This window comes from Anoxybacillus pushchinoensis (genome assembly GCF_900111795.1).
Classification (GTDB): domain Bacteria; phylum Bacillota; class Bacilli; order Bacillales; family Anoxybacillaceae; genus Anoxybacillus; species Anoxybacillus pushchinoensis.
Genome location: NZ_FOJQ01000008.1, coordinates 17809 through 41141, shown reverse-complemented (window position 1 = coordinate 41141; position 23333 = coordinate 17809). Strand labels below are relative to the sequence as shown.

The following is a 23333-nucleotide window of genomic DNA, read 5'->3' as shown; positions in this document are numbered from 1 at the left end:
GGGAATAAAAAAGAGAATGCCTTCGCATTCCCTTTTATGGTTCTGGTGTGAATGTGCGCTGGGCAAGTTCGTTGTCGAGCATAAACAACGAATTGCTGTCGCCTTCGATGCGTTTCAGTTTTTGAATAAGCGTATCAAACATCGACTCTTCTTCTACTTGTTCGTCAATAAACCATTTTAAAAAGTTCATCGTCGCATGTTCGCGCTCGTCTAACGCTAAGTCAGATAGTTTATAAATGCGGCGCGTCACTTCTTTTTCATGGGCGAGCGCTTTTTCGAAGCAGTCGCGAACGGACGTAAATTCGTTGTTCGGCGAAGGAAAACCTGTCATAATGGCCCGTTCGCCGAGCGCGTTAATGAAGTTGTAAAACTTCATCGCATGAAAACGTTCTTCTTCTGCCTGCACTAAAAAGAAGTTCGCAAAACCGTCCAATCCTTCCGCCGAGCAATAAGCAGCCATCGCCATATATGAATGAGCAGAATAAAATTCAAAATTCATCTGTTCATTCAATCCGTTTAACAATTTTTCACTTAACATACATCAACACTCCTCTCTTTCTTTATTATAACAAAAAGAGGAGGAACGTGCCTCCCCTTATTCGTTTTGCGCTTTTTTCAACGTTTGAATCGCATCTTCTTGTTGTTTCGTTTCTTTTCCAGAGAAAAACCAGCCGCCAGCAACAATCGCTAAAAGAACGATCCAGAAAATCGCTTTCCATAACGCCGAATGCGCGAAATGTTCGGAAACAACAGCTAAGCTCGGATGAGCAAGCGTATATACCGCCAACTTCACACCGACCCAGCCGACGATTAAAAATGCAGCTGACTCTAGGCTTGGACGCTTTCGCAACAGCTTGACGAACGCATTCGCCGCAAAACGCATAATAATGACACCGATCAATCCACCAGCGAAGATGACTAAAAACTTTCCGCCGTCCAGGCCTCCAATAGGCGGTAAGTTCGTATTTGGCAACGTCATCGCTAAAGCGACTGCCGCTAAAATCGAATCGATCGCAAACGCTAAATCAGCAAGCTCGACTTTTAATACCGTCATCCAAAAACCTGACTTCTTTTTCTCTGTTTTATGCGAGCCATCGCGATTTTTATTGATAAAATGATGCACCGCAATAAACATTAAATACAACGCACCGAGTGCTTGAATTTGCCAAATATTTACTAAATACGAAATGACGAAAAGTGCAGCGAAGCGAAGAATAAACGCTCCAGCAAGCCCGTAGAAGAGCGCCCGTTTTTGTTGTTTTTCTGGCAAATGTTTGACCATCACAGCCATGACGACAGCGTTATCGGCCGCTAAAATTCCCTCCAATCCAATTAAAACGAGAAGCACCCAACCATACTCTAACAACAATGATACATCCATCAATGATCCCTCCTGTAATATGTAGTTTTCCCTCGCCCGTCGGCAAAAATCATGAAAACGCAAAAAAGACCTTTGCCGAACGGCAAAGGTCTCGCTAGACACACATTGTGCCAACAAAGCCGATGGACAATGCCATGAATTGACGACTTTGTTTTCAGGCGAACGCCTGAACGCTACTCCCCTTTAAAAAGGAAAAATATAGTTGAACTGTATTTTTATTATAAAAACATGAACGCATTTTGTCAACCCGTCAACTCACTTGTTTTTGTTCGGCATGCGCCTCGTTTAATTTGCTATGCTTGCGACCATACAAAAAGTAAATGACGAGACCTACCGCGAGCCAGCCGCCAAAGCTAAGCCATGTCGTCGCAGGAAGCTGAAGCGCTAAATACGTACAAAACGCTACCGCAAGCAACGGAATGACCGGCACAAACGGCACCATAAAGCTTCGTTTTAAATTCGGTTCCGTTTTTCGCAACACTAAAATGCCGATCGCAACAGTCGTAAACGCAAACAACGTTCCGATATTCGTTAAATGCGCCAATTTATTTAACGGAATAACACCGGCGAAAATGGAAACGGCAATGCCTGTTACCCATGAGTTCACAAGCGGCACTTGCTTGCGCTCGCTCACTTTCGCAAATAACGATGGAAGCAAGCCATCGCGACTAATCGCATAAAAGAGGCGCGTTTGCGCATAAAGCATAACGAGAAGCACCGTCGTAATTCCTGTAATCGCCCCAAGCGAAATAAATCCAGCAACCCAATCTTGGTTAATGTAATTTAACGCGAAAGCAACTGGATTTTTCACACCTAATTGATCGTACGGTACAATTCCCGTTAAAATGAGCGACACCGCAATATACAACAACGTACAAACAACAAGCGAAGCGATAATACCGATCGGCATGTTGCGCTGCGGATTGCGCACTTCCTCTGCCGCTGTCGATACGGCATCAAACCCTAAATATGCGAAAAACACCGTCGCAGCTCCTGCGCAACGCCTGAAAAGCCAAACGGCATAAAAGGCGTCCAGTTTTCTGGCTTCACATACCATACACCAACGGCGATAAACAATAAAATGACTGCCACTTTAATAACAACCATCACCGCATTAAAGCGCGCTGATTTTCTCACACCTTGCGTCAATAAAAACGTAATAAGTAAAACAATAATGATGGCTGGCACATCAATAAACGTCCCTTTGGATGGATCGTATGCGCTTGTGAGGGCATGCGGAAGCTCAATGCCAAAACCGGCAAGCAACCCTTGGAAATAGCCCGACCATCCGGCCGCTACCGCCGATGCAGCCACACCGTATTCTAAAATTAAATCCCAGCCGAGCAGCCATGCCATCATCTCGCCAAACGTCGCATAGCTGTACGTATACGCGCTTCCCGATACGGGCACGCTCGAGGCAAATTCCGCATAACAAAGCGCCGCAAACACGCACGCTAATCCGGATAAAATAAACGAAAGAACAAGCGCTGGTCCCGCATGCTCTGCCGCCGCCACGCCCGTCAAGACGAAAATGCCCGTCCCGATAATCGCTCCGATGCCAAGCATCGTTAAATCGAGTGCACCTAATTCTTTTTTTAGTGCAGCGCCGTTTTTTCCTGACTCGCTCATAAGCGCGTCAATCGACTTTTTTCTGAATAAACTCATCGCTGTAAACTCCCCTTTTGAAAAATAACACGCCTTGTTTTATACTTTAACGCCCAAAACTGTTAAAGACAATACAATTTTACTATTTCGAAATATTTTTATTTTTCTAATAACAAAGGGAGTGTCACTGTCATCGTCGTTCCAGATCCGACTTCGCTTTTTATCGTCCACGTGCCGTTCATCATTTCAATGATGCGAACTGCTACCATCGCCCCAAGACCTGTCCCTTTTTGTTTCGTGCTGAAATACGGTTCTCCGAAGCGCGCGATTTCCTCTTTCGTCATTCCGGCTCCTTCATCGCGTACAACGATCGTCACCGTTCGTTCATCGACGTGCATATGCACATATACCGCACCGACATTCTGTATCGCTTCTATTCCATTTTTTATTATATTTAAAAAACATTGTCTAAAATATTGGGCGTTGCCACTTACTTTCGCAGGCATGAGCGCTGACACGATGTCTACTCCCGACATGTTCGCTAACGGACGCAACATATCAATGACTTTCGTTAACTCGTGATGTACGTCAAGCGGCTCTATTTTTTCTGGAAACGGCTTCGCAAACGTTAAATAATCGTCAATAATAGCGCAGGCGCGGTTTAATTCTTCAAGGGCGATATTGATATATTGTTCTCTCGTTTCCGCTAATATGTCTTTTGATTTCATGAGCTGCAAAAATCCTTTGACGACGGTTAACGGATTGCGTATTTCATGAGAAATGCTTGCGGCAAGCTGGCTGACGACTTCCATTTTTTCAAGCTTAATCGCTTTCGAGCGAACGAGCAACGCTTCACGCAACGTTTCAACGATAAGCACAACGAACGATACGGCAAAAGGAGGAACGAGAATAAAGTGAATGATGTACGACTCTGTCACTTGAAAATCAGAAATGACGATCGCCAAAATCGTAGCAACAATCGCTAATATAAACGTCATTACTGCCGAAGCGAATAATCGTTGCTTTCTCGACAATCGTTGGAAAATAGGAGAAAACAAACTACCGAAAACGAACATCATGACATAAACAGCGACGGTAATGAATTGATAGCCGTACATCACCCAGCGCGCGAGCAGCAAAATAAGCAAGAGGGGAAAACTGACCGTCCATCCGCCGTAAAACGTGCCAAGCAAAAACGGAACTTGCCGCAAATCGTGCACGCAATCAGGGGCGATGTAAATCGGATATTTCATACATAAGATGATCGGAACGCTTAAACACGCGATAAGCAACAATCGTTGATGCGCCTTTTTTCGCTGGAAAAACCGAACGTGATCGTATAAAAAATAAAAGAAAAAAATGCTCACTAGCATGTAAAATAAATTGTTTAACACGTGCTCGTTTATATATGTCATCTCTCAACTCTCCCACGGTCATTCATACACGTTCAGTTTCGCTAAAATTTTTTCTGTTGTCAACGCATCGACATCTTTGAAAAATTGTATCGTTTCCATTATGATAAAAATGCAAACTACATAATGGAGATGGTCATATGAACGAACGGCGTTACTTGCCGCTTTTATTTGTTGTTATGTTTTTCGTCATGGTCGGGTTTGGCATTATTATTCCCGTCCTTCCGTTTTTCGCTGAAAACATCGGTGCAACCCCAACAGAGCTCGGTTGGCTCATGGCTGTGTATTCTTTTATGCAATTTTTGTTCGCACCGATGTGGGGAAACTTATCTGACCGATACGGGCGAAAGCCGATGATACTTATCGGTATTTCCGGCTTGGCGCTGTCGTTTTTCTTATTCGCCATGGCGACGAAGTTGTGGATGTTGTTTGCGGCCCGCATCATTGGCGGCTTCTTATCTGCCGCGACGATGCCGGCAGCGATGGCATATGTAGCTGATGTAACGACAGAAGAAAACCGCGGAAAAGGAATGGGCATGATCGGGGCGGCTGTCGGACTCGGATTTATTTTCGGACCAGCGATCGGCGGCATCTTTTCCGCTACAAGCTTAACGGTCCCGTTTTGGATCGCCGGCTGTTTATCGCTCTTGACTGCCGTGTTCGTTTTCTTTTTCTTACAAGAGTCACTTCCGAAAGAAAAGCGTTCGATCGGACAAGCGAAACGGCCATCGCTTTCCTCCGCCCTTCAAGGACCTTTGGCGCGCTTATATATGTTGCAGCTGATCGTCACATTTTCCCTCGCTGGTCTTGAAGCGACGTTCGCTTATTTTGCCGCAAAACGCGCAGGTCTTACGTCAAAAGAGCTCGGCTACATTTTTATGATTATGGGACTTGCTGGTGCGATCGTTCAAGGAGGAATGCTCGGAAAACTGATCGCATCGTTCGGTGAAAGAACGGTCATTCGCGGCGGCTTATTTTTATCAGCGCTCGGCTTTTTTCTTATTTTGTTCATCAATCATTTTTGGACAGCGGCGCTTTACTTAACGATTTTCGGCATTGGTAACGGCGTCATTCGCCCATGTGTATCGTCCTTGCTTACGAAATATACAACGGGCGGACAAGGAAGCGCGACAGGCGTATTATCATCGTTCGATTCGCTCGGGCGCATCGGCGGGCCGGCAATCGCAGGTTGGCTATTTACGTTAAAACCGAGTTTGCCGTATGTGACAGGCATATTGCTGACGTTCGTTTCGTTCGCCCTATTCCAGTCGTTTCAACGAGCAATGATGCAAAAAGGCTCCGTCTAGTTCGGAGCCTTAGCTTATGACTTGTTCCTCATCGCGCCGGGCAACGACCGGCCAATTGAACAAATCGATATCTACGATGTAGCGCGGTCGTTGTTTCGTTTCTTTATATACTTTTCCGATGTATTCGCCAACTAAGCCGATCGCAATCAACTGCAACCCACCGACGAGCCAAATGGACATGATGAGCGACGTCCAGCCCGTTTCTGTGTGTCCTGTTATTTTTAAAAAGAGCACGTATAGCGCAAACAAGACGCTAATGAAAAATGAACAAAAACCGAGAAGGGAAACGAACCGAATGGGCATCATGCTGAATGACGTGAGTCCATCGAAGGCAAAGCGTATCATTTTCATAAGCGGATATTTCGTCACGCCTGCTTTTCGCTCTTTTCGGTCATAATATACGGTCGTAGAAGGGAAACCAAGGAGCGGGACAACTCCGCGCAAAAACATGTTTACTTCCCGAAATTGCTGCAACGCTTCTACCGCGCGCCGGCTCATGAGACGATAGTCTGCATGATTGTATATAAGCTTCACCCCGATGCGATTCATCATGCGGTAAAATGTTTCGGCCGTCCACCGCTTCATGTACGAATCAACGTCGCGCTTTCTTCTCACCCCATAAACGATATCGTATCCGTCATGAAATTTTCGTACAAACTCGCGCACGACATATATATCATCTTGCAAGTCAGCATCCATCGTTACGATGCAATGCGCCACGTCTTTAACGGCAAACATGCCTGCTAAAAGGGCGTTTTGATGCCCTGCATTGCCTGCCAGTTTTATTCCTTTCACTTCCTCATGTCGCAAACATGCTTTATAAATGATCGTCCACGTTTGATCGCGACTTCCGTCATCGACAAATACAATTTTGCTTTCTTTCGAAATAAGTTGTTCATCTACGAGCTGTTGCCTTAACGAAAGCAGTTGTTTAATCGTTTCTGGCAATATATCTTGCTCGTTATAACAAGGTACAACGATCGCTAAAACGGTCATGTCGTTTTCTCCCTTTCCACTTCGTATAAGTAAATGTTCCATGCGGATTCATCGTGTTCAAACGTGCGCAATAGCTTTAAGTTGTTTTCCTTTGCGTTGTCAATCGGCAAGGCGGAAAACACGTATCGTCCGCCCATGTCGTACAATACGTCAGTATGAAGCTTGACATGGCGTATGCGCTTGTTCGATTGCTTCGTAAACATGTAGTGCTTTCCTAGCTCATCGACAAATATGTAACAGCGACCGCCCCATTCATCGAAATATTGTTTTAGTTTTTTATTTTTCGCAAGCTCACTCGCAATAATTTTCCGAAACTGATGCTTATACGACAGCGGATAAAAATTGTTGTACGTATCAAGCGTATAAAAGCCGTTATATTGCGCGATCGCCGGATGCATGCCGATGCTGACGACGCGATACGTATGAAGCGGCTTGCCGATGTAGCGCTTCACTTGTTCAAACTGCTTTTCGGCATAAAACGCGCGAAACGTCGGCTTGTCGCGATATACAATTTGTTCATGAAACAACATCGCTACAACGAGTTGAGAGGCAATCGCAAACGAGACGACACCTCGATCCCACGCGCGCCATATAATGCGAAGCGATAGCGCAAACAGCACATAAATGACCATCGGTCGCAAAAAATGATAGCGCGCAAAATTAAACCGATCTAAAAACGGAAACGCTTCTGTTGCAGGCAACCATCCTTTGTAAAACCAAAACGCATACCACGCGGAAAGCGCAACGTTCACAATATGAAGCTGCCAAAACAGCCGCTCTTGTTGCCACCATGTTTTTCGCCATACGATATATAAAGCGATCAACGTGATCGGTAAAATAATGAGCGTATGAATCGTCATGACATGCGTATGGCCGAACATATAGTTTTTGAGCGTCAGGCGAAGCGATCGCCATAACGGTAGGCGAGCATGCACATATTCATCGCGGCTCGTCGGCTCTGTCGCAAATAAAAACGAATGAACGAGCCGATATTCAATCGCTAAATAAAGAACAGTCATATATATGAGCGCCAACAAAAGAGGCACGTTCGGACGGCGTCGCCACGCATCGAACGCCCAAAATATAAACATCGCGCTTAAAAAAAAGAAAAAGCCGAGCACAAAGCTAGAGTAGAACGGTAACAACGTCAGCACGACGTAATTTTTCAGCGAGCGATCGCCGGCGCGAATGTTTAACAGCGCCCATAACGCGAGCGGCATACCGAGCGTGCTAAGCATACCTGACGGCCAAAACGGCGTAAGGGCGAACGCAAGCGCGACCCCGACGCGAATCCACTCCGCTTCTTTTTCCTTTAATACGTGCGTCTTCAATAATAAGTACATGCCGATAAACGCAAACAGGCGCGTAAGAAGCTGGCTCAACCCATAGGCGTAAACGGACGGAAAGAGCGCATGAAGCCAAACGATGCCGCTAAACTCCGTCCCGTACGCGTTGCGCGGCAAGCCGCCGATGATTTGCGGAATTGTCGCATGAACGGAGCCGAACAGCTCGCCACTTTGTACGAGCACGCGATACCAAGCAATATTAGAGTCTAAATTATCGTGCACGCGCATGTGTGCATCTTCCCCAAGTAAAAAATACGGCAAGGCATGTAAACAAACGATGATGATGCCACATGTGAACAGTCTCATAACGCCCCTCCATTCGCTATTATTTTTTAACAACAAATGAAAAATATGCATAAAAAATCCCCTGCGAATCGCAGGGGTTAAACAATGATCGCATCGTATCCTTTTTTTCTTAACTCTTCGACGAGACGTTCTGCATTTTTTTTATCGCGAAATGCTCCGACTTGCACGCGGTATAACTTTCCATCGTCTTTCGGTGGAGCAGGCGGTTTCTTTTGCAATCCGAACGCTTTCGCTATTCCTTCCACATGACCGCGGGCAATTTGCGAAAGAAATTCGTCTGATTTCAGCTTTGCGGCATCTCCTGCGTTGTCGATAAATAAGTTTTCCGTCAATAAAGCTGGCATATTCGTTTGACGAAGCACCGCATAGTTGGCACGTTTTTTTCCGCGATCGCGCACATCTCCAATCGCTTTCATCACTTCATCATGAATGATGTTTTGATATGAAACAGTTTCTTTGCTCACATTTCCATTGAATATATATGATTCAAATCCTGTTCCACCACCTGCGTTCACATGAACGGATAAAAAGAAGTCCGCACCGATCCGATTCGCCATCGCTGCCCGTTCCGAGAGTTCAATAAACTGGTCGTCTGTCCGCGTATAGTGTACATCGACACGTTCATACTCTTTCAACATCTCCCCTATTTTCGTCACAATCGTTAACGTTACATCTTTTTCACGAAGTCCGTTTCCAACCGCCCCCGGATCACGTCCTCCGTGTCCTGCATCTAAAACAATTTTTACCATCATATCCTCACACCTTTCTAACAAATTTTCTCTCTGCTAATAACATATACATGATCTTGGACAAAGGATACGGCCTTTTCCTATTTATCTATTTTTTTCTTTCGCTCGCACATGAAAAAAGCCTAAGCTATGCTAGCTCAGGCCAAAGCTGTTTACAACATTTGCGGATGAGATGCGGAACGACATGATCACGCCTATACACGAGCGTATGAACGAGTTGCTTTCGTTCTTCTTCCGTCATCGGCCAATCGTCAGGCATATGTTTCGTCATTTCTTCAAGTAAAAGTGTCGGCATCGTTTGCATAACGGCAATCGCTTCCTCCAATTGTTGAACGGTCATAAACGACGCCATCATGCGATGCGTAGCGCTTTCGATAAGCGTTCGCGGCAGCTGTTTTAACTGTTCAACCGTCCACGCAAATGAACCGCATATGTCAGCGTGATCAATGATCCATAACGTCTGATGCTCACCATTTTGTTCGATGATGACGTTTTTTCGCGTTCGGTCGCGATTGTACAACCAATAATCAAAAACGATCACCCCCGCAAGCTGATCGGCGTTGGCGATGCGATGAAGCGTCGTTTCGTGGGCGTTTTTCCCATCAATATACGCGCTAGCAAACTGCGTTTTCGTTTTCACAATCGTTGTGTCATCTGGAATCGGTACGAGCGTGTCAGGTAAAGAAACGAGTCGGGCGTGCGGAATCGGAAGGTTCATATATTTCGCAATTTGGTATGCGAGCCATTCGTTAATGAGTGCTTTCGGCTTTTTCGCGTCATAAAATTTGACGACGTACCGTTTCCCATCATGAAACGTGACGAGATGGGAGTTATGTTTATGGCTTGCGAACGTCATTTCATAGTTCATGTTTGTTCACCTACATATGTTGTAGTAAATCGACATACGTTTCGGCACAACGTTCAATCGTAAATTGCGCTAGCACGCGCGCCCTGCTGGCTTCGCTCATCTCTTCATATCGCCTCTGATCGTCGATGATTGCTTCAATCGCTCGAACAGCACCGCGCGTATGATGTTCGCGAAATAAGTATCCTGTTTTTCCGTGAGCGATCACTTCCGGCATGGCAGATACGCGCGGGGCAACGACCGGCACGCCACACGCCATCGCTTCAATAAACGTATTGCCGAACGATTCGACTTTCGTTGTCGCTAGTAAGCATCCTCCTGATTGACGAATGCGGGCGTATATGTGAGGCATTTGTTGGTACGGAACGACGGGAAACCATTTGACGAACGGATCGAGCTTCTTTTCTTTCCATTCCGTTTCAAACGTTTGTTTATCGACACTATGCGCCCCACCGATCATCCAACATTCGATATCATCCCGCTCTTCTTGTAATAGCGAGACGATGCGTAAAAACGCTCGCCAATTTTTTCTTCCGTCTAACCGTCCGACATAAGCAATAATTTTTTTGTTCGGTACATCATCGCATACAGATGGCTGAAAAAAAGACGCATCTAATCCGTTATAAATGACGGTAATCGGTGCTTGATCGTTAACGAGGACGGAAAGAAGTCGTTTTTGGTAATAAGACGGAACGATAAACTGACGCGGGGCAATCGTCTCAACCCCTTGCAAGTTCCGCTTTAGCTTCAACAACTCCGGCGTGCGCGCCTCGACAATAATCGGACCTGCATAGCCAACGTCGTTCAACCACTCGTACGCTTGGCTCGTATCAACAACAATGATCGCATCATACCCTTTTCGTAAAATGTCATGAACATCTCGCTTCTTTTTCGCTACATATACGTTTGCGACATCTTCCATCATATGCATGCCGCCCAAATCTTTCGTATATAAAAAATCGGTCGTGATGCCATACTTTTTAAAATATAACGCCCGATTGCGCCATCCGGCATTCACCCCACCAACCGTCAACAACCGCCAAATGACTAAAATGTTCACCCCCTCAGCCCCCTTCACATTTGCTCTTTTATTAATATATGTGTCAAGGGCTTGTCGCTTGATTAGTGCCAAGCACTGTTCTTATGAAATACATGCCCTGTCATGAATCATCCGTCCTTTTATTTTTATACCTACATATGTATCTTGCCTATTCCTTCGCTGTTTATCATCTAATCAGCAATCTTTTTACTTTACAAAAGTAAGTAACAAACTATATTATAGTTATAGCTTTTTATATCAAAGCGAAATATAAGTAAGTATAAACTTACATCAAGGAGGATCTGTTATGGCAAAAGTATTGTATATTACCGCAAATCCAAAACAAGAACATGAATCGTTTAGCTTGTCAGTCGGTCGCGCGTTTGTCAATGCCTACAAACAACATCATCCAGAAGATGAAATCGTTGAACTACACTTGTACGATATCGACGTCCCTTACATTGATGCTGATGTATTTAGCGGCTGGGGCAAACTTCAACAAGGACAAGCATTTGACCAATTAAACAAAGATGAACAACAAAAAGTAGCGCGCATCAACGAATTATGTGAACAATTTATGGAAGCTGACAAATATGTATTCGTCACACCGATGTGGAACTTTAGCTTCCCTCCAAAATTGAAGGCATATATTGATACGTTTTGTATCGCCGGAAAAACGTTTAAATATACAGAAGAAGGACCTGTTGGACTACTAAAAGGGAAAAAAGCGCTCCACATTCAAGCGCGAGGAGGTATATATTCTGAAGGTCCGGCGAAAGAATTGGAGTTTGGTGACCGCTATTTAAGAGCTGTTCTCGCTTTTGTCGGCATAACAGACGTTCAAACGATTGCGGTCGAAGGTATGAACGCTTTTCCAAACGAAGCAGAAAGCATTAAGCAACAGGCGATCGAACGAGCAAAAGAAGCAGCGAAACAGTTTTAATAACAAACAGGGCGTCCAGAAAGTCAAAATAACTGACTTTTTGGACGCCCTTTATTGCTGCAATATGTTGTTTTCACATGTTTAGCCATTTCCCTAAGAGCATTCGCCAAGTCCAGAGGTAAGTTTTTCTTCAGTAACTCCCGATACTTCTTACAGCTCTTCAAGCATCGGCTATACTGCTTTATTCGTCTCACCCCTGCCGATATTTTCTGAATAACAGACGATCTCTTTTACAGAGTTAGATAAACCAACTAATTACAAATACAACAGAAAAACCGACCAGCGCAATTATTGTTTCCATTACTGTCCATGATTTCAACGTATCTTTCACTTCCAAACCAAAGTAGCGATTCACAAGCCAAAATCCTGAGTCGTTTACATGTGAAAGAATCGTCGCTCCTGCCGCAATCGCAATAGTAATTAGCCCCAATATTGGACCTGTCAGCTGCAATGTCTCTATAAATGGAGCCATTAACCCTGCAGATGTCACCATCGCAACTGTAGCTGAACCTTGTGAAACGCGAACGAGCGCCGCAATAATAAATGCAAGAACGATTGGTGGTAACGAAGATGTTGCCATCATATCAGCAAGCACTTTGCCGACGCCTGAATCGACTAAAATTTGCTTAAACACTCCACCGGCACCTGTGACAAGAATGATAATTCCCGCTGGTTCTAACGCCTTTGTCGCAATATCTTGTACTTGTTGTTTAGAAAGACCGCGTTTCCGTCCTAAGAAATAAAAAGCGAGCAACGTAGCGATCGTTAAAGCAACAAACGGATGTCCTAAAAACGTGAAAAACGATCGAAGCGTACTTTTTTCTGGCAACACAACACCTGAAACCGTGTTCATTAAAATGAGCAACAACGGAATAAGAATGATCGTCGCAATTAAACTGAAGCTTGGCAAATCTTTTTCATCCTCATGTTCTTTCCATTCCATGTATGGCGGAATGGAAGCATGAATTTTTTGTGAAATATATTTTCCAAATAGCGGTCCTGCTACAATCATCGCAGGAATACCTGCAATAAATCCAAATAAAATGACCCAACCTAAATCAGCCCCGATTAAATTCGCCACCGCAATCGGCCCAGGCGTTGGAGGGATAAAACTATGCGTCACCGCCAAACCGGCGAGCAAAGGAATGCCATAATACAAAAGCGAACGACCTGTCTTTTTCGCCAACCCGTAAACGATCGGCACAAGAATAATAAATCCAACGTCGAAAAATACAGGGATCGCAACGAAAAATCCCGTAATTCCAAGCGCCCACTGCGCTTTACTTTCGCCAAACTTTTTCATTAACGTTTGTGCTAAACGCTCTGCTCCCCCTGATGCTTCAAGCATCTGACCAAACATTGCACCTAATCCGACGACGACCGCAACAAATCCAAGCGTTCCCCCCATTCCGTTTTGAATGGACTCGATCACATTTTTTAATGGCATCCCTGCCGCCATGCCAACGAGTAAGCTAACGAGCAATAGCGCAACAAACGCATGCAACTTCGAGCGAATAATTAGAAATAATAACAAACTAATTCCAGCGATAACAATTAAAATTAACGAAGACGATGCCATATTCTCCGCTCCTTATTGTTTTTTTATTGTTCAGTAAACGCTTACAATTACTAAACCGATTTAGTTATGAAGTAAATCACCCCCTTAGTTACACATATTTCCTTTGAAACGAAGAGATGATTGGAAACTCATCTTTTAACTTCATATATAATCTTGTATACAAATCAAATAGTTCCGCATAAATCGCTGTATGCTGTCCATTTGGCTCGTGACGTGATGAAATACGTAGCCACGACTTTACTTCTTGTAGTGAAACAATGTCTCCCGTCGCATAAAGAGCCAATGCTGCAGCCCCTAGCGCGGAGGCCTCATGCGTCTCCGGGACGAGCAACTCTTTCCCCATCATATCGCACAACATTTGGCGCCAAAATGGCGATTTCGCAAATCCGCCCGACACCCGAATTTCTGATAACGGTCCGATGACATCCCGAACCGCAAGGGCAACGGAAAAGACGCTCATACAAACCCCTTCCATGACAGCACGAATAAAATGCTCACGCTTATGTTGCAAACTAATGCCGAAAAATGTCCCACGTGCATGTGCATCCCAATAGGGCGCTCGCTCCCCTGATAAAAACGGTAAAAATAACAACCCTTCTGCCCCTGCGGGTACACGTGCCGCATATTGCGTCAATAAATCGTACGGATCGATCCCGAGCCGTTTTGCGACTTCTTTTTCTTGCGCCCCAAATTCATCGCGCAACCATCGAAGTAAAATGCCGCCATTATTTGTCGGCCCGCCAACGACCCATTCATTTTCCGTCAACACATAACAAAACGTCCTCCCTCTTTCGTCCGTTTTTGGAACGGATGAAATCGTTCGTACCGCACCGCTTGTTCCAATCGTAATTGCCGCCTCATGAGGAAGTACTGCGCCGACCCCGACGTTTGCGAGCACACCATCACTTGCGCCGATGACAACAGGCGTATTTCGGGAAATTCCAAGCTGTTCCGCCCATTTTTTGTCCATCCCCTGTAGTGTATATGTCGTTGGGACAAGTTGCGATAGTTGCTGACGATCGATATGAAGGAATTGCAAAATTTCTTCATCCCAATCAAACGTCTGTAAAGAAAATAGGCCGGTTGCCGAGGCAATTGAATAATCGACAACATACTGATGAAACCACTGATGTAATACATATTCTTTAATCGAAATAAACTTATGGGCTCGTTCGAATACATGTGGCTCATGTTCTTTGAACCACATCAATTTCATAAGCGGCGACATCGGATGAATCGGTGTGCCTGTTTTTTTATATATCTCTATTCCGCTTTTTGTTTTTTGCAATTGCTCTGCCTGCTTACTGCTGCGATTATCTGTCCAAATAATGCAATTTGTCAACGGACGATGATGCTCGTCGACTAAAATTAATGAATGCATCGCTGCACTTATTCCAATCACTTTCACTTGTTCCGCTGAAACATTCCCTTTGTATATAGCTCCTTGTATGCTTTGTACGACGGCAGAAAAAAGAATATATGGGTCTTGTTCCGCCCATCCTGGTTGTGGGTGGAGCATCGGATATTCTACCGCATGCATTGCTCGAATACGTCCATCCTCTTCGAAAATAACCGCTTTTGTACTTGTCGTGCCAATATCTATTCCGATGACGACTTGGCTACTATTCACCTTTATCTCCTCTTTTCTTTGCTGAATCCCTTTCTATTAACTTTGGAGCAAGCCGAAACATTTGGGGAGAAATCTCGCCGCCCATTTGCATAAACAGCCGTTCCGTAGCTTTTTCCCCCATCTCAAAAGCTGGTTGGGCAATTGTTGTTAGTGAAGGAGTATAAATGGACGCAAACGGAACGTCGTCAATACTGATAAGTGCTATGTCATGTGGAATAGTTAGTTGACGCCTTTTGACAAACGTCAACACCTCCATCAATGTTAAATCGTTAATGGCGAATATCGCTTCAGGCAGTTTGTTCCGTTGCAAAAGCGCATCTAGTCGCCCCGAAATGTGCTTTACTTGCTCGGTAATGATCCATTCTTCTTTGATTGGAAGATTTGCTTCACGCAACGCATACCGAAATGCATTTATCCGTTCTGTGCGCGGAATGACGTGTGGCGCAAATGGTGGTGCTACGAGTCCAATATGTTTATATCCTTGCTCAATTAAATAATGCATCCCCAATTGGACAGCACGTTCGTTATCTAATAAAACAGCATCTACATCGATTCCTTCAACCGTTCGGTCAACGAATACAACTGGTAATCTTGCTTCAATCATTCTTTTATATAAATCGACATTTTTTCCTGTTGGAAAAATAATAAATCCATCCACTTGCTTCGCCCATAGCATATCAATATATTTTTTTTCCTTTTCAGGATCGTCATCTGTATTACAAACGATGACATGAAAATCATGTTGTTGACACATATCCTCAATCGCCCGCAACACTTGTGTCGTTAACATATGCAAAATGTTAAAGACGATTACACCAATCGTTGCTGTTGATTTTTGTTTTAAGCTTCGAGCAATGACGTTTGGGCGGTATTGTAGTTGCTCAATTGCCCCCGCGATACGTCTTCTCGTTTCCTCGCTCATGTACTCATATCTCTTGTTTAAATATTGCGATACTGTACTTTTTGACACGTTTGCTAGCTTCGCTACATCAGCCATCGTCACTTTCTGCAACGTATTCATTCTCCTTTACTAAATCGATTTAGTAAGTAAACCGGTTTAGTGGTATTATACACGAAAATGAAAGCGTTTTACAACATTTTTTAACAGTATATTCAAAAAAAATGATGCACAAATAAGAAACGGAGTTCAGCGAAGAGATATGGTTATATTCCTAACATTGTAAAAATAAACACAATATGGCTCTTCACCAAAAGTTGTACTTGATTTTTTTCTGAACATACCCTATTTACGATTGTGAGGAAAAATCAGTAAATCAATGGTTTTTGCACATCTTTGTACAAGAAACCGTATTGCTTGTCAAGTACATTTTGTGGTGATGAACCAAACAAATATCAAAATGGAACAAAATGGTTGTAAGGTAATTACCTTACAACCATTTTGTCAACAGTCTGAGACCCGTAAAGGTCTTTTATATCAACGAATATTTTTCTTCTGCATAGTGAATGAATTTTTCAACGGTCCATAATCTATCCTGATATTCTGCTGGATACAATGAGTGATAAGGTTTTGGCACAACTAGAATAACTTTTTCTTCAGCCATTTCATCCAACTGGTTTGGAGATATCCCTTGTTGAAGTGTTAATAAGTGCTTTTCTTTTATCCTGTTTGCTTCATTAAGTATCTGTCTCCATCTGTCCTTACAGGTGGTCTTTACTCCTAAAAAGATCAAATTGTTTTCAGGAAATGACATATCCGCATATGCAGCATTTGAAGGAAACAAGAAATCTGGTTTTTTATTTCCTTCAGATTTGCCGGGATGACTAAATGGGATATTGTATGAAGATAACAAGAAATCAACATGATGTTCTAAAGACTTTCCTGCACGACTTTTTCTTCTATTTATAACACTGTTTGCAATAGTAATTAATGTCTCTAAATCATTCAAAGGTTTTGTTAGATAGTCTTTATAAACATTTCTTTCAATCGATCTAAATACACTATATTCTGTTTTCACCCACTCTAAAATAATATTGTCTGGTGAAAATTGCTTTTTCTTGTATACATGTTGATGTATTCTTCTTGCTATTTCTGCAAGTTGAATAGTTTCAGGGAAATCATGAAATTGAGCAGCAACATCTTCAATTTCTTTTTCCAACTTTGCTGATAAGTCAATATCTTTTACTTTACCTCCATTGTATACTGCATTATTATCCATAAGAGATAAAGAGAATGTATCTATAAATATTTCAATCTCTTCTTCTGTGTCTAAGATATAAACTTTATAATTCTCCATGTCCATTGGAATAAAGATAATTAAGTTTCCTACCTGCTCTGTTTTATCAAAAGGCGAATTACTCCAAAACCTAGTAATTCGATATTCATTTCGTGTTCTTCTTCCATAATAAATCACACGGCTTTCAAAAGGATGATAACCGTCAATATGTACTTTTATAAACTTATCTTTATTTTCCCCTTTTACTCCTTTCTCCTCAAAAAAGATATTCCAAGCCTGTTTTGCAATGTAAAGTCCTACTTGATGTGCTCCTGTCAAATCAACATCATTAGCAGAAATAAACTTACAATAAAAGCGACCAAATTTCTTGGCCGCCTCAATAGCATTAGTCAGTTTTTCAGAATTATTTTGTTGCATACTCGGCCCGACCCTCTTCCAGATTGTCTTCAATTGTTTCATCCCGTTCTATGGCTTGTATCATCTTTTCTGCTATCAATTTAACAACGGGAACAGCAACACTGTTGCCAAATTGCTTATATGCAGCAGTGTTACTAACTACAATCTTAAAAGAATCTGGAAATCCTTGCAAGCGCGCACATTCGCGTGGAGTTAATTTTCTCGGATTTTTCCCTTCTTGCGGGATCAGAATTTCTGAACCGTCCTTATAGTATCTGGCAGAAAGAGTACGGGAATATGAATCTAAATTGGCTAACCCATAACCGAAACCATTTCCTTTTTTAGCATGTTTTTCTTTGTATGCTTGTAGGTATTCCCAAAGTTTGTCGCTTAATGTGTATTTATCATCTACATTCTCTTCCAAGATGCTTCTTAGTGGTGGTCCCTGTTCAGGTATTTTCGGAAACTCAAATTTAAGGGGCTTTTTAAAGCCTACAATATATATACGCTCACGATTTTGAGGAACAAGCCCTTTTGCATTTAATATCGCATCGTAAACCGTATAACCTAAGTCGTTTTCCAAGACATTTTTTATTACTTTGTATGTTCTACCTTTATCATGACTTTTAAGGTTTTTTACATTTTCCAATAGGAAAGCCTGTGGCTGTTTTCCCTGTAAAATACGAGCGATATCAAAAAATAAAGTTCCTTGAGTTTCGTCGAGAAATCCATGTGGTCTTCCCAAAGATTTTTTTTTGCTTACACCTGCAATAGAAAATGGCTGACATGGGAAGCCAGCGAGCAAAATATCATGATCGGGAATATCCTTAGCATCAATCTGTCTAATATCACCATGTGGTTTCTCACCAAAGTTAGCCATATAGGTTTCCTGTGCTTTTACATCCCATTCAGATGAGAACACACAAATACCGTACAGTTCGAAGGCAAGCCGCATACCTCCAATTCCTGCAAAAAGATCAATAAAACGATATAGCAAATTTGACACCTCCTTCGAACACTAGTCCTAATTCAATTGTAGCAAATTTTGTTGTTTAATGGTCGTTTAAATGATAAAATATCATAGTTGCCTTTTACAATACCCTAAAAGAAAGGGTTGATACAAGTGGCAAACGTCGTAATTTATTACCAAACAAAAAAAACAGAAAAGACGGAAGAAGCAATTGAATTTATAAATAACTTAATACAACAATTAGAAACAAACTATGTTATAAAAGGAGTATTTATAGATAATCTCAACGAGAGAAATGAATTTTATGAATTACTTAATTCCCCATTAAATGAAATCGATATTATCTTTCTTGAAAAACCGTTGGAAGACGAGTTTGATAAAAAATTATTGTTTGAAGTAGCAAAAATGGAAAATATACATATAAAATATTTTGGACAGATATAACCTTCTTTTTGGTTATAAAAGAGGGGTTCTTTCGGAAATCTGAATTTGCATATGACGAACATTTTGATTGTTACCTTTGTCCAAATAACCAAGTGTTATCTTATTCAACAACGAATCGGGAAGGTTATCGGGAATATAAATCCAATCCATCTGTGTGCAAGACGTGTCTTTATCTAGAAAAATGCACAGAAAGCAAAAGCCACACGAAAGTGGTCACACGCCATGTTTGGCAAGATTACGAGCACTTACGATATGTGCCGGAGCATCGAGAATTGTATGAGAGGAGAAAAGAGACAATCGAACGAAATTTTGCAGATTTGAAAGAGAAGCATGGTCTGCGCTGGACGAATTACCGTGGATTGGAAAGAAACCAGATGCAGGCGATGCTTGTTTGTGCTGCGATGAATTTAAAGAAATTAGCAAACTACCTATGGAGAATGGGCATCTCCCCTCTTTTTCACTTATGTATGTCGTTATTTTCGTCGGTTCATCGAGGAAAACAAATATCAAAATGGAACAAAATGGTTGTGAGGCAGTTGCCTTACAACCATTTTGTCAACAGTCTGAAGCCAGCGCCGAACACGCTAGCTTTTTACGCCGATGTTTTTGTCGGGAAACGTCCGTTTTTTTCATCTGTTTGTACATACGTTTTTTGAACGTGCGGGGACGTCATGAGCGAAATCATCGCGCCGTAGTCGACCGCAAAGCGAATATGGTCGCCGACTTGAATGTCGGTACGTGTGGCATCAATAATCATATGATCGCTGCTTGAGCCAATGATTTGAACGGGCGCAAGCGGCGTTAATCCATTGACGTTTACATCTTGGCGGCCGATGCCGACAATGGCGCGCTTCATCATGCCTCGTTCTTGAAATATCGGCGTTTCGCCAAATGCATTGCGGCTTTGTACACCATATGGGACAGACGGTTTCGTTTTTACTTCAATCACTTCTGCGACGAAACAAAACGCATCTTCGTATAAACCTTGAATTGCAGCGCCACGAATCGTCTCCCGTCCTAAAAAAATCGCCTCGCCTAATCGCAAATGGTTAATACACCCGACGTCTTTCGTCTGTTTCAGCCAATAGTAGTTCGCGGAGTTTCCACCAGATACGTACGGCAAAAACAACGAATATTGTTTTTGAATATGCTTCGCGAGCGAGGAAAGTTCACGCATTTTTTGATCGGTCGGAATAATGCCGCCAAAGCAGGCAAAGTTCGCCCCAATGCCGACAATTTCAATATTCGGCAACTGCACCGCCTGTTCAATAAATAGCGGCAAATCGCTCGGCATGACGCCTTCGCGCAAATCGCCCATCTCGACCATCACAATGATCGCATGCGTTTTGTTTTGTTTGACTGCTTCTGCCGAAATGGCACGCACGACGTCCATTTCCGATTGAACGCTCACATCGACATGTTGAACGACTTGACTCACTTCGCTCAACGCTGAGGTGCGAATGAGCATATACGTCGCTGGAACTTGCGCCGATTTTAGTTTGGCGATTCGTTCCACTTTCGTATCAGCTAAACTCGTTATACCGCTCTCAACAAGAGCGCGGGCAATTTCAACATCGCCGTTTATCCCTTTCACGACAGCTGTCACTTGTATTCCTTTTTCCTCACACCATTTTTTCAACGTTGCGGCATTATGACGGATTTTCCGTAAGTCAATTTCGACTTTCGCCGTCATGACACCGCCACCTCACGTTTTTGTAACGATGGGAAATAGTCAATGAGACGATCAACGACTTTGTCGGCTCCGTATTTTAATACATCAGTCACAGGCATATGGAATGTTCGTTCATATTCATCAATCGTTCGCTTCAGTTCGTCATCTGTCATTCCTTCATGGTTTAATGTGATCGCTACAACTTTCGTCTTTCCAAAATGTTCAATTAATGCGATTTCGCTTTCGACCGTAGGCATGTCGACAAACGGAAAATCGCCGAGCACTTTTCGTTTCGGTGGATGTTGTAAAATAACGGCTTGCGGCCGCGCGCCTTTTAAAATACCAGCCGAGCTGACGTAAGCCGGATGGCTAAGCGCCCCTTGTCCTTCGACGATAATAATGTCCGGTCGTTCTGTTTCATATGCGCGCACAACTTCTCGTTCAAGTTCGCCGATCATATATTGAAGCGGAAACGCATCCATCGCAAAGCCGTATGAAGCTCCTTGAATTAAGCCCGTTTGCCCTGTGGCAACAAATGCTGTCTTATAGCCGCGCTTTTGCATTTCTTTTGCGACGATCATCGCTGTCGTCCGCTTTCCGCACGCGCCGTCTGTCCCAAGCACCGCCACAATCGGTGTTTTCACTTGCAAAATACGTCCGGTAAACAACGTCCATTCTTTTTTCGGACGCGGCTTGCGAACGTCGCGAATCGTGACTCCGTAGCGCTTCGCTAGCGCCATCATTTCTTCATCTTCTGTTAAAAACTCTTGAAGGGGATTCACGATATGCATCCCTGCTTCCATTGCTTCGATAATCACTTGACGTTCCTCTTTTTGAAGAAAAGCGTTCGCTGGAGCAATTCCTAAGATGAAGTAGTTCGGTTTTTCTTTTGCGGAGGCGATTGCATCTTGAAGATTTTTACAAATTGGAATGCCATTTTTCTTTTGATCAAGTACCTCTCCAGCATCTTGACCAGCTTTTGTCGAATCAATGACCGCAACAATGTCATACAGCCCTGAATCGCGCACAAGCCCATTCGCTGTTTTTCCATCCATGGAACCAAATTGATGTTCACAATACACAATGGCGTATTTCTTCACGAGAAATCCCTCCATTTCTTTGTGAAATCAATATTTCCACGAAAAAAACATCTTACTTTACCATAATCGGAAAGAAAGATGTCCTCTACTTTATATTATAACAAATTTTAAAGAAAAAGTAAAATGGTATATACAAAAAAATCCAGATCCTAACGTGCTATTGTTTTTTCCTATAAAAATCTTGACTCAAACTAAGCAGGACAAATAATTGACCAAAAAGAAAAATATGTGCTACAATTTTGTTTAGTAAAAATGAAAAGCGTTCTCAATAAAATGTTTTCCACTTGGGAATCGGCACATGTTGGAGGGGTACGATGAGCTTCATACAGCTACAACAAGTCACAAAAATATATCACCGTTCATTAAAGCCAGCTGTCGATAATATGAATCTTGAAATTGAAAAAGGAGAAATTGTTACGCTACTCGGACCGAGCGGCTGTGGCAAAACGACAACTTTGCGCATGATTGCTGGGTTTGAACAACCGACAGCCGGAATGATCCGCATCGGTGACCAAATCGTTTACAATCACCACTTTTCGCTGCCACCAGAAAAGCGCGGCGTCGGCATGGTGTTTCAAGATTATGCTCTTTTCCCTCACTTAACGATTGAAAAAAATATTATGTTCGGATTGAATAAATGGTCGGCAAAAGAGCGGAAAGAACGGGCGCAGGAAGTATTGGAGCTTGTTGGCTTAGGCAATTTCGCCAATCGTTATCCTCATGAACTTTCAGGCGGTCAACAACAGCGAGTAGCTCTCGCCAGAGCTTTAGCTCCGTTTCCGAACGTCGTGCTTATGGATGAGCCTTTTAGCAGCCTCGACGCCGGTTTGCGCGAGAAAATGCGCCATGAAATAACAGCCATTTTGCGCCAAACGAATACGACAGCGATTCTCGTCACTCACGATCAAAAAGATGCTTTTGCTGTGTCTGATCGAATTGTTGTTATGAATGAGGGAATTATTCAACAAGTCGCCACTCCAAAAGAAATGTACCGTTGTCCGAAAAACTGCTTTGTCGCCCAATTTGTCGGGAAAACAAATTTGTTAGATGGAACAATTTGCCCCGACTTAAAACACGTCAATACGCATATTGGTCGAGTTTGTCTACCAAGACGGCTGGAAAGACGTATGGAGAATGTGAAAGTGTCTATTCGTCCTGAAGGCTGTAGACTTTCGAAAGACGGAAAATATTGTGGCATCGTCGAGCGCATCACGTACAGTGGCGAGTATCAAGAATTATTTGTTCGCCTTTCAACTCAAACAAATGATGAAGATCCACTCATTATTTACGCACCGATCGATCAAGACGTTGAAATTGGGTCGGTTGTATCGTTCGACATTACCCCTGAACTCGTCGCACTAGTCGATTAACAGTCTCCTTCGCCTCTTACCAAAATGG

The 23333-nt window shown here is 43.0% G+C and carries 20 protein-coding genes and 2 pseudogenes; 5 read left to right on the top strand and 17 right to left on the bottom strand.

What is annotated here, in order from left to right; genetic code table 11:
* Positions 1 to 34: 34 nt before the first annotated feature.
* The 5 genes and pseudogenes from BM213_RS03895 to BM213_RS03880 all read right to left on the bottom strand — a co-directional run bounded on the left by BM213_RS03895 (position 35) and on the right by BM213_RS03880 (position 4401).
* Positions 35 to 538, bottom strand: coding sequence for a ferritin (locus BM213_RS03895; protein WP_091701117.1), 504 nt, complete (start codon positions 536 to 538; stop codon positions 35 to 37).
* 57 nt (positions 539 to 595) lie between these two features.
* Entirely contained in the window at positions 596 to 1381 is a 786-nt protein-coding gene (locus BM213_RS03890) for a TerC family protein (RefSeq protein ID WP_091701114.1), read from the bottom strand.
* A 250-nt stretch (positions 1382 to 1631) separates the two neighbouring features.
* Complete coding sequence (locus tag BM213_RS15270) at positions 1632 to 1823, bottom strand: amino acid permease C-terminal domain-containing protein (RefSeq protein ID WP_244149183.1); 192 nt, start codon at positions 1821 to 1823, stop codon at positions 1632 to 1634.
* Positions 1821 to 2947, bottom strand: a pseudogene (locus tag BM213_RS03885) (amino acid permease); the annotation flags it as partial. The gene BM213_RS15270 and the pseudogene BM213_RS03885, both read right to left, overlap by 3 nt.
* A gap of 197 nt (positions 2948 to 3144) precedes the next feature.
* Positions 3145 to 4401, bottom strand: coding sequence for a sensor histidine kinase (locus tag BM213_RS03880; protein ID WP_091701112.1), 1257 nt, complete (start codon positions 4399 to 4401; stop codon positions 3145 to 3147).
* A gap of 137 nt (positions 4402 to 4538) precedes the next feature.
* Between BM213_RS03880 and BM213_RS03875 the strand changes: the two genes are divergently transcribed.
* Complete coding sequence (locus BM213_RS03875) at positions 4539 to 5705, top strand: MFS transporter (protein WP_091701109.1); 1167 nt, start codon at positions 4539 to 4541, stop codon at positions 5703 to 5705.
* A gap of 9 nt (positions 5706 to 5714) precedes the next feature.
* Here the strand turns inward: BM213_RS03875 and BM213_RS03870 are convergent, their stop codons facing one another.
* The 5 genes from BM213_RS03870 to BM213_RS03850 form a co-directional block, all read right to left on the bottom strand.
* Positions 5715 to 6701, bottom strand: a complete 987-nt coding sequence (locus tag BM213_RS03870; RefSeq protein ID WP_091701107.1) for a glycosyltransferase family 2 protein — start codon at positions 6699 to 6701, stop codon at positions 5715 to 5717.
* The gene (locus BM213_RS03865) at positions 6698 to 8404 is read right to left on the bottom strand and encodes a DUF6044 family protein (RefSeq protein WP_091701104.1); all 1707 of its coding nucleotides are present in this window, start codon (positions 8402 to 8404) and stop codon (positions 6698 to 6700) included. Before BM213_RS03865 ends, BM213_RS03870 begins: the two co-directional genes overlap by 4 nt.
* 26 nt (positions 8405 to 8430) lie before the next feature.
* Positions 8431 to 9102 carry an N-acetylmuramoyl-L-alanine amidase gene (locus BM213_RS03860; protein ID WP_091701102.1) on the bottom strand — a complete coding sequence of 224 codons (672 nt, stop codon included), beginning with the start codon at positions 9100 to 9102 and terminating at the stop codon, positions 8431 to 8433.
* A 127-nt stretch (positions 9103 to 9229) separates the two neighbouring features.
* Positions 9230 to 9970 (bottom strand): HipA family kinase, encoded by a 741-nt coding sequence (locus tag BM213_RS03855; RefSeq protein ID WP_091701099.1) that lies wholly within the window; start codon positions 9968 to 9970, stop codon positions 9230 to 9232.
* A gap of 10 nt (positions 9971 to 9980) precedes the next feature.
* Positions 9981 to 11027 carry a glycosyltransferase family 4 protein gene (locus BM213_RS03850; protein ID WP_091701096.1) on the bottom strand — a complete coding sequence of 349 codons (1047 nt, stop codon included), beginning with the start codon at positions 11025 to 11027 and terminating at the stop codon, positions 9981 to 9983.
* A 286-nt stretch (positions 11028 to 11313) separates the two neighbouring features.
* On the opposite strand from BM213_RS03850, the gene BM213_RS03845 reads away from it, so the two are divergent.
* Positions 11314 to 11949: an FMN-dependent NADH-azoreductase gene (locus BM213_RS03845; protein ID WP_091701094.1), complete on the top strand. Its 636-nt coding sequence runs from the start codon at positions 11314 to 11316 to the stop codon at positions 11947 to 11949.
* Positions 11950 to 12187: 238 nt separating this feature from the next.
* On the opposite strand, the gene BM213_RS03840 is transcribed toward BM213_RS03845, so the two are convergent.
* From BM213_RS03840 to dcm, 5 genes are all read right to left on the bottom strand, one after another.
* The gene (locus BM213_RS03840) at positions 12188 to 13528 is read right to left on the bottom strand and encodes a GntT/GntP/DsdX family permease (protein WP_091701092.1); all 1341 of its coding nucleotides are present in this window, start codon (positions 13526 to 13528) and stop codon (positions 12188 to 12190) included.
* Between the two features lie 88 nt (positions 13529 to 13616).
* A complete protein-coding gene (locus BM213_RS03835) occupies positions 13617 to 15158 on the bottom strand; it encodes a gluconokinase (RefSeq protein ID WP_091701089.1) in 1542 nt (513 codons plus the stop codon).
* A complete protein-coding gene (locus BM213_RS03830) occupies positions 15151 to 16170 on the bottom strand; it encodes a LacI family DNA-binding transcriptional regulator (RefSeq protein ID WP_091701166.1) in 1020 nt (339 codons plus the stop codon). Before BM213_RS03830 ends, BM213_RS03835 begins: the two co-directional genes overlap by 8 nt.
* A gap of 418 nt (positions 16171 to 16588) precedes the next feature.
* On the bottom strand, positions 16589 to 17770 hold the full coding sequence (locus BM213_RS03825) for a type II restriction endonuclease (protein WP_164970095.1): 1182 nt from the start codon (positions 17768 to 17770) through the stop codon (positions 16589 to 16591).
* Positions 17757 to 18746, bottom strand: coding sequence for a DNA (cytosine-5-)-methyltransferase (gene dcm / locus BM213_RS03820; RefSeq protein ID WP_244149178.1), 990 nt, complete (start codon positions 18744 to 18746; stop codon positions 17757 to 17759). Before dcm ends, BM213_RS03825 begins: the two co-directional genes overlap by 14 nt.
* Before the next feature lie 126 nt (positions 18747 to 18872).
* On the opposite strand from dcm, the gene BM213_RS03815 reads away from it, so the two are divergent.
* Both BM213_RS03815 and BM213_RS03810 read left to right on the top strand, forming a co-directional pair.
* Entirely contained in the window at positions 18873 to 19163 is a 291-nt protein-coding gene (locus BM213_RS03815; RefSeq protein ID WP_091701084.1) for a hypothetical protein, read from the top strand.
* 17 nt (positions 19164 to 19180) lie between these two features.
* Positions 19181 to 19819 (top strand): annotated as a pseudogene (locus tag BM213_RS03810) (transposase); the annotation flags it as partial.
* On the opposite strand, the gene BM213_RS03805 reads toward BM213_RS03810, so the two are convergent.
* The gene (locus tag BM213_RS03805) at positions 19756 to 20856 is read right to left on the bottom strand and encodes an alanine/ornithine racemase family PLP-dependent enzyme (RefSeq protein WP_091701082.1); all 1101 of its coding nucleotides are present in this window, start codon (positions 20854 to 20856) and stop codon (positions 19756 to 19758) included. The pseudogene BM213_RS03810 and the gene BM213_RS03805 overlap by 64 nt on opposite strands.
* Positions 20853 to 21935, bottom strand: coding sequence for an N-acetyltransferase DgcN family protein (locus BM213_RS03800; RefSeq protein WP_244149177.1), 1083 nt, complete (start codon positions 21933 to 21935; stop codon positions 20853 to 20855). The genes BM213_RS03805 and BM213_RS03800 overlap by 4 nt, the downstream gene beginning before the upstream one ends.
* A gap of 314 nt (positions 21936 to 22249) precedes the next feature.
* Here BM213_RS03800 and BM213_RS03795 point away from each other — a divergent pair, with 314 nt between their 5' ends.
* The gene (locus BM213_RS03795) at positions 22250 to 23305 is read left to right on the top strand and encodes an ABC transporter ATP-binding protein (protein ID WP_091701077.1); all 1056 of its coding nucleotides are present in this window, start codon (positions 22250 to 22252) and stop codon (positions 23303 to 23305) included.
* The last annotated feature ends 28 nt before the right edge of the window (positions 23306 to 23333 follow it).

Excerpts from the sequence above, each read along its gene's own strand:
- BM213_RS03895 (WP_091701117.1), bottom strand. The coding sequence starts at position 538 with ATGTTAAGTGAAAAATTGTTAAACGGATTGAATGAACAGATGAATTTT.
- BM213_RS03890 (WP_091701114.1), bottom strand. The coding sequence starts at position 1,381 with ATGGATGTATCATTGTTGTTAGAGTATGGTTGGGTGCTTCTCGTTTTA.
- BM213_RS15270 (WP_244149183.1), bottom strand. The coding sequence starts at position 1,823 with ATGGTGCCGTTTGTGCCGGTCATTCCGTTGCTTGCGGTAGCGTTTTGT.
- BM213_RS03880 (WP_091701112.1), bottom strand. The coding sequence starts at position 4,401 with ATGACATATATAAACGAGCACGTGTTAAACAATTTATTTTACATGCTA.
- BM213_RS03875 (WP_091701109.1), top strand. The coding sequence starts at position 4,539 with ATGAACGAACGGCGTTACTTGCCGCTTTTATTTGTTGTTATGTTTTTC.
- BM213_RS03870 (WP_091701107.1), bottom strand. The coding sequence starts at position 6,701 with ATGACCGTTTTAGCGATCGTTGTACCTTGTTATAACGAGCAAGATATA.
- BM213_RS03865 (WP_091701104.1), bottom strand. The coding sequence starts at position 8,404 with ATGCATATTTTTCATTTGTTGTTAAAAAATAATAGCGAATGGAGGGGC.
- BM213_RS03860 (WP_091701102.1), bottom strand. The coding sequence starts at position 9,102 with ATGGTAAAAATTGTTTTAGATGCAGGACACGGAGGACGTGATCCGGGG.
- BM213_RS03855 (WP_091701099.1), bottom strand. The coding sequence starts at position 9,970 with ATGAACTATGAAATGACGTTCGCAAGCCATAAACATAACTCCCATCTC.
- BM213_RS03845 (WP_091701094.1), top strand. The coding sequence starts at position 11,314 with ATGGCAAAAGTATTGTATATTACCGCAAATCCAAAACAAGAACATGAA.
- BM213_RS03840 (WP_091701092.1), bottom strand. The coding sequence starts at position 13,528 with ATGGCATCGTCTTCGTTAATTTTAATTGTTATCGCTGGAATTAGTTTG.
- BM213_RS03825 (WP_164970095.1), bottom strand. The coding sequence starts at position 17,770 with ATGCAACAAAATAATTCTGAAAAACTGACTAATGCTATTGAGGCGGCC.
- BM213_RS03805 (WP_091701082.1), bottom strand. The coding sequence starts at position 20,856 with ATGACGGCGAAAGTCGAAATTGACTTACGGAAAATCCGTCATAATGCC.
- BM213_RS03795 (WP_091701077.1), top strand. The coding sequence starts at position 22,250 with ATGAGCTTCATACAGCTACAACAAGTCACAAAAATATATCACCGTTCA.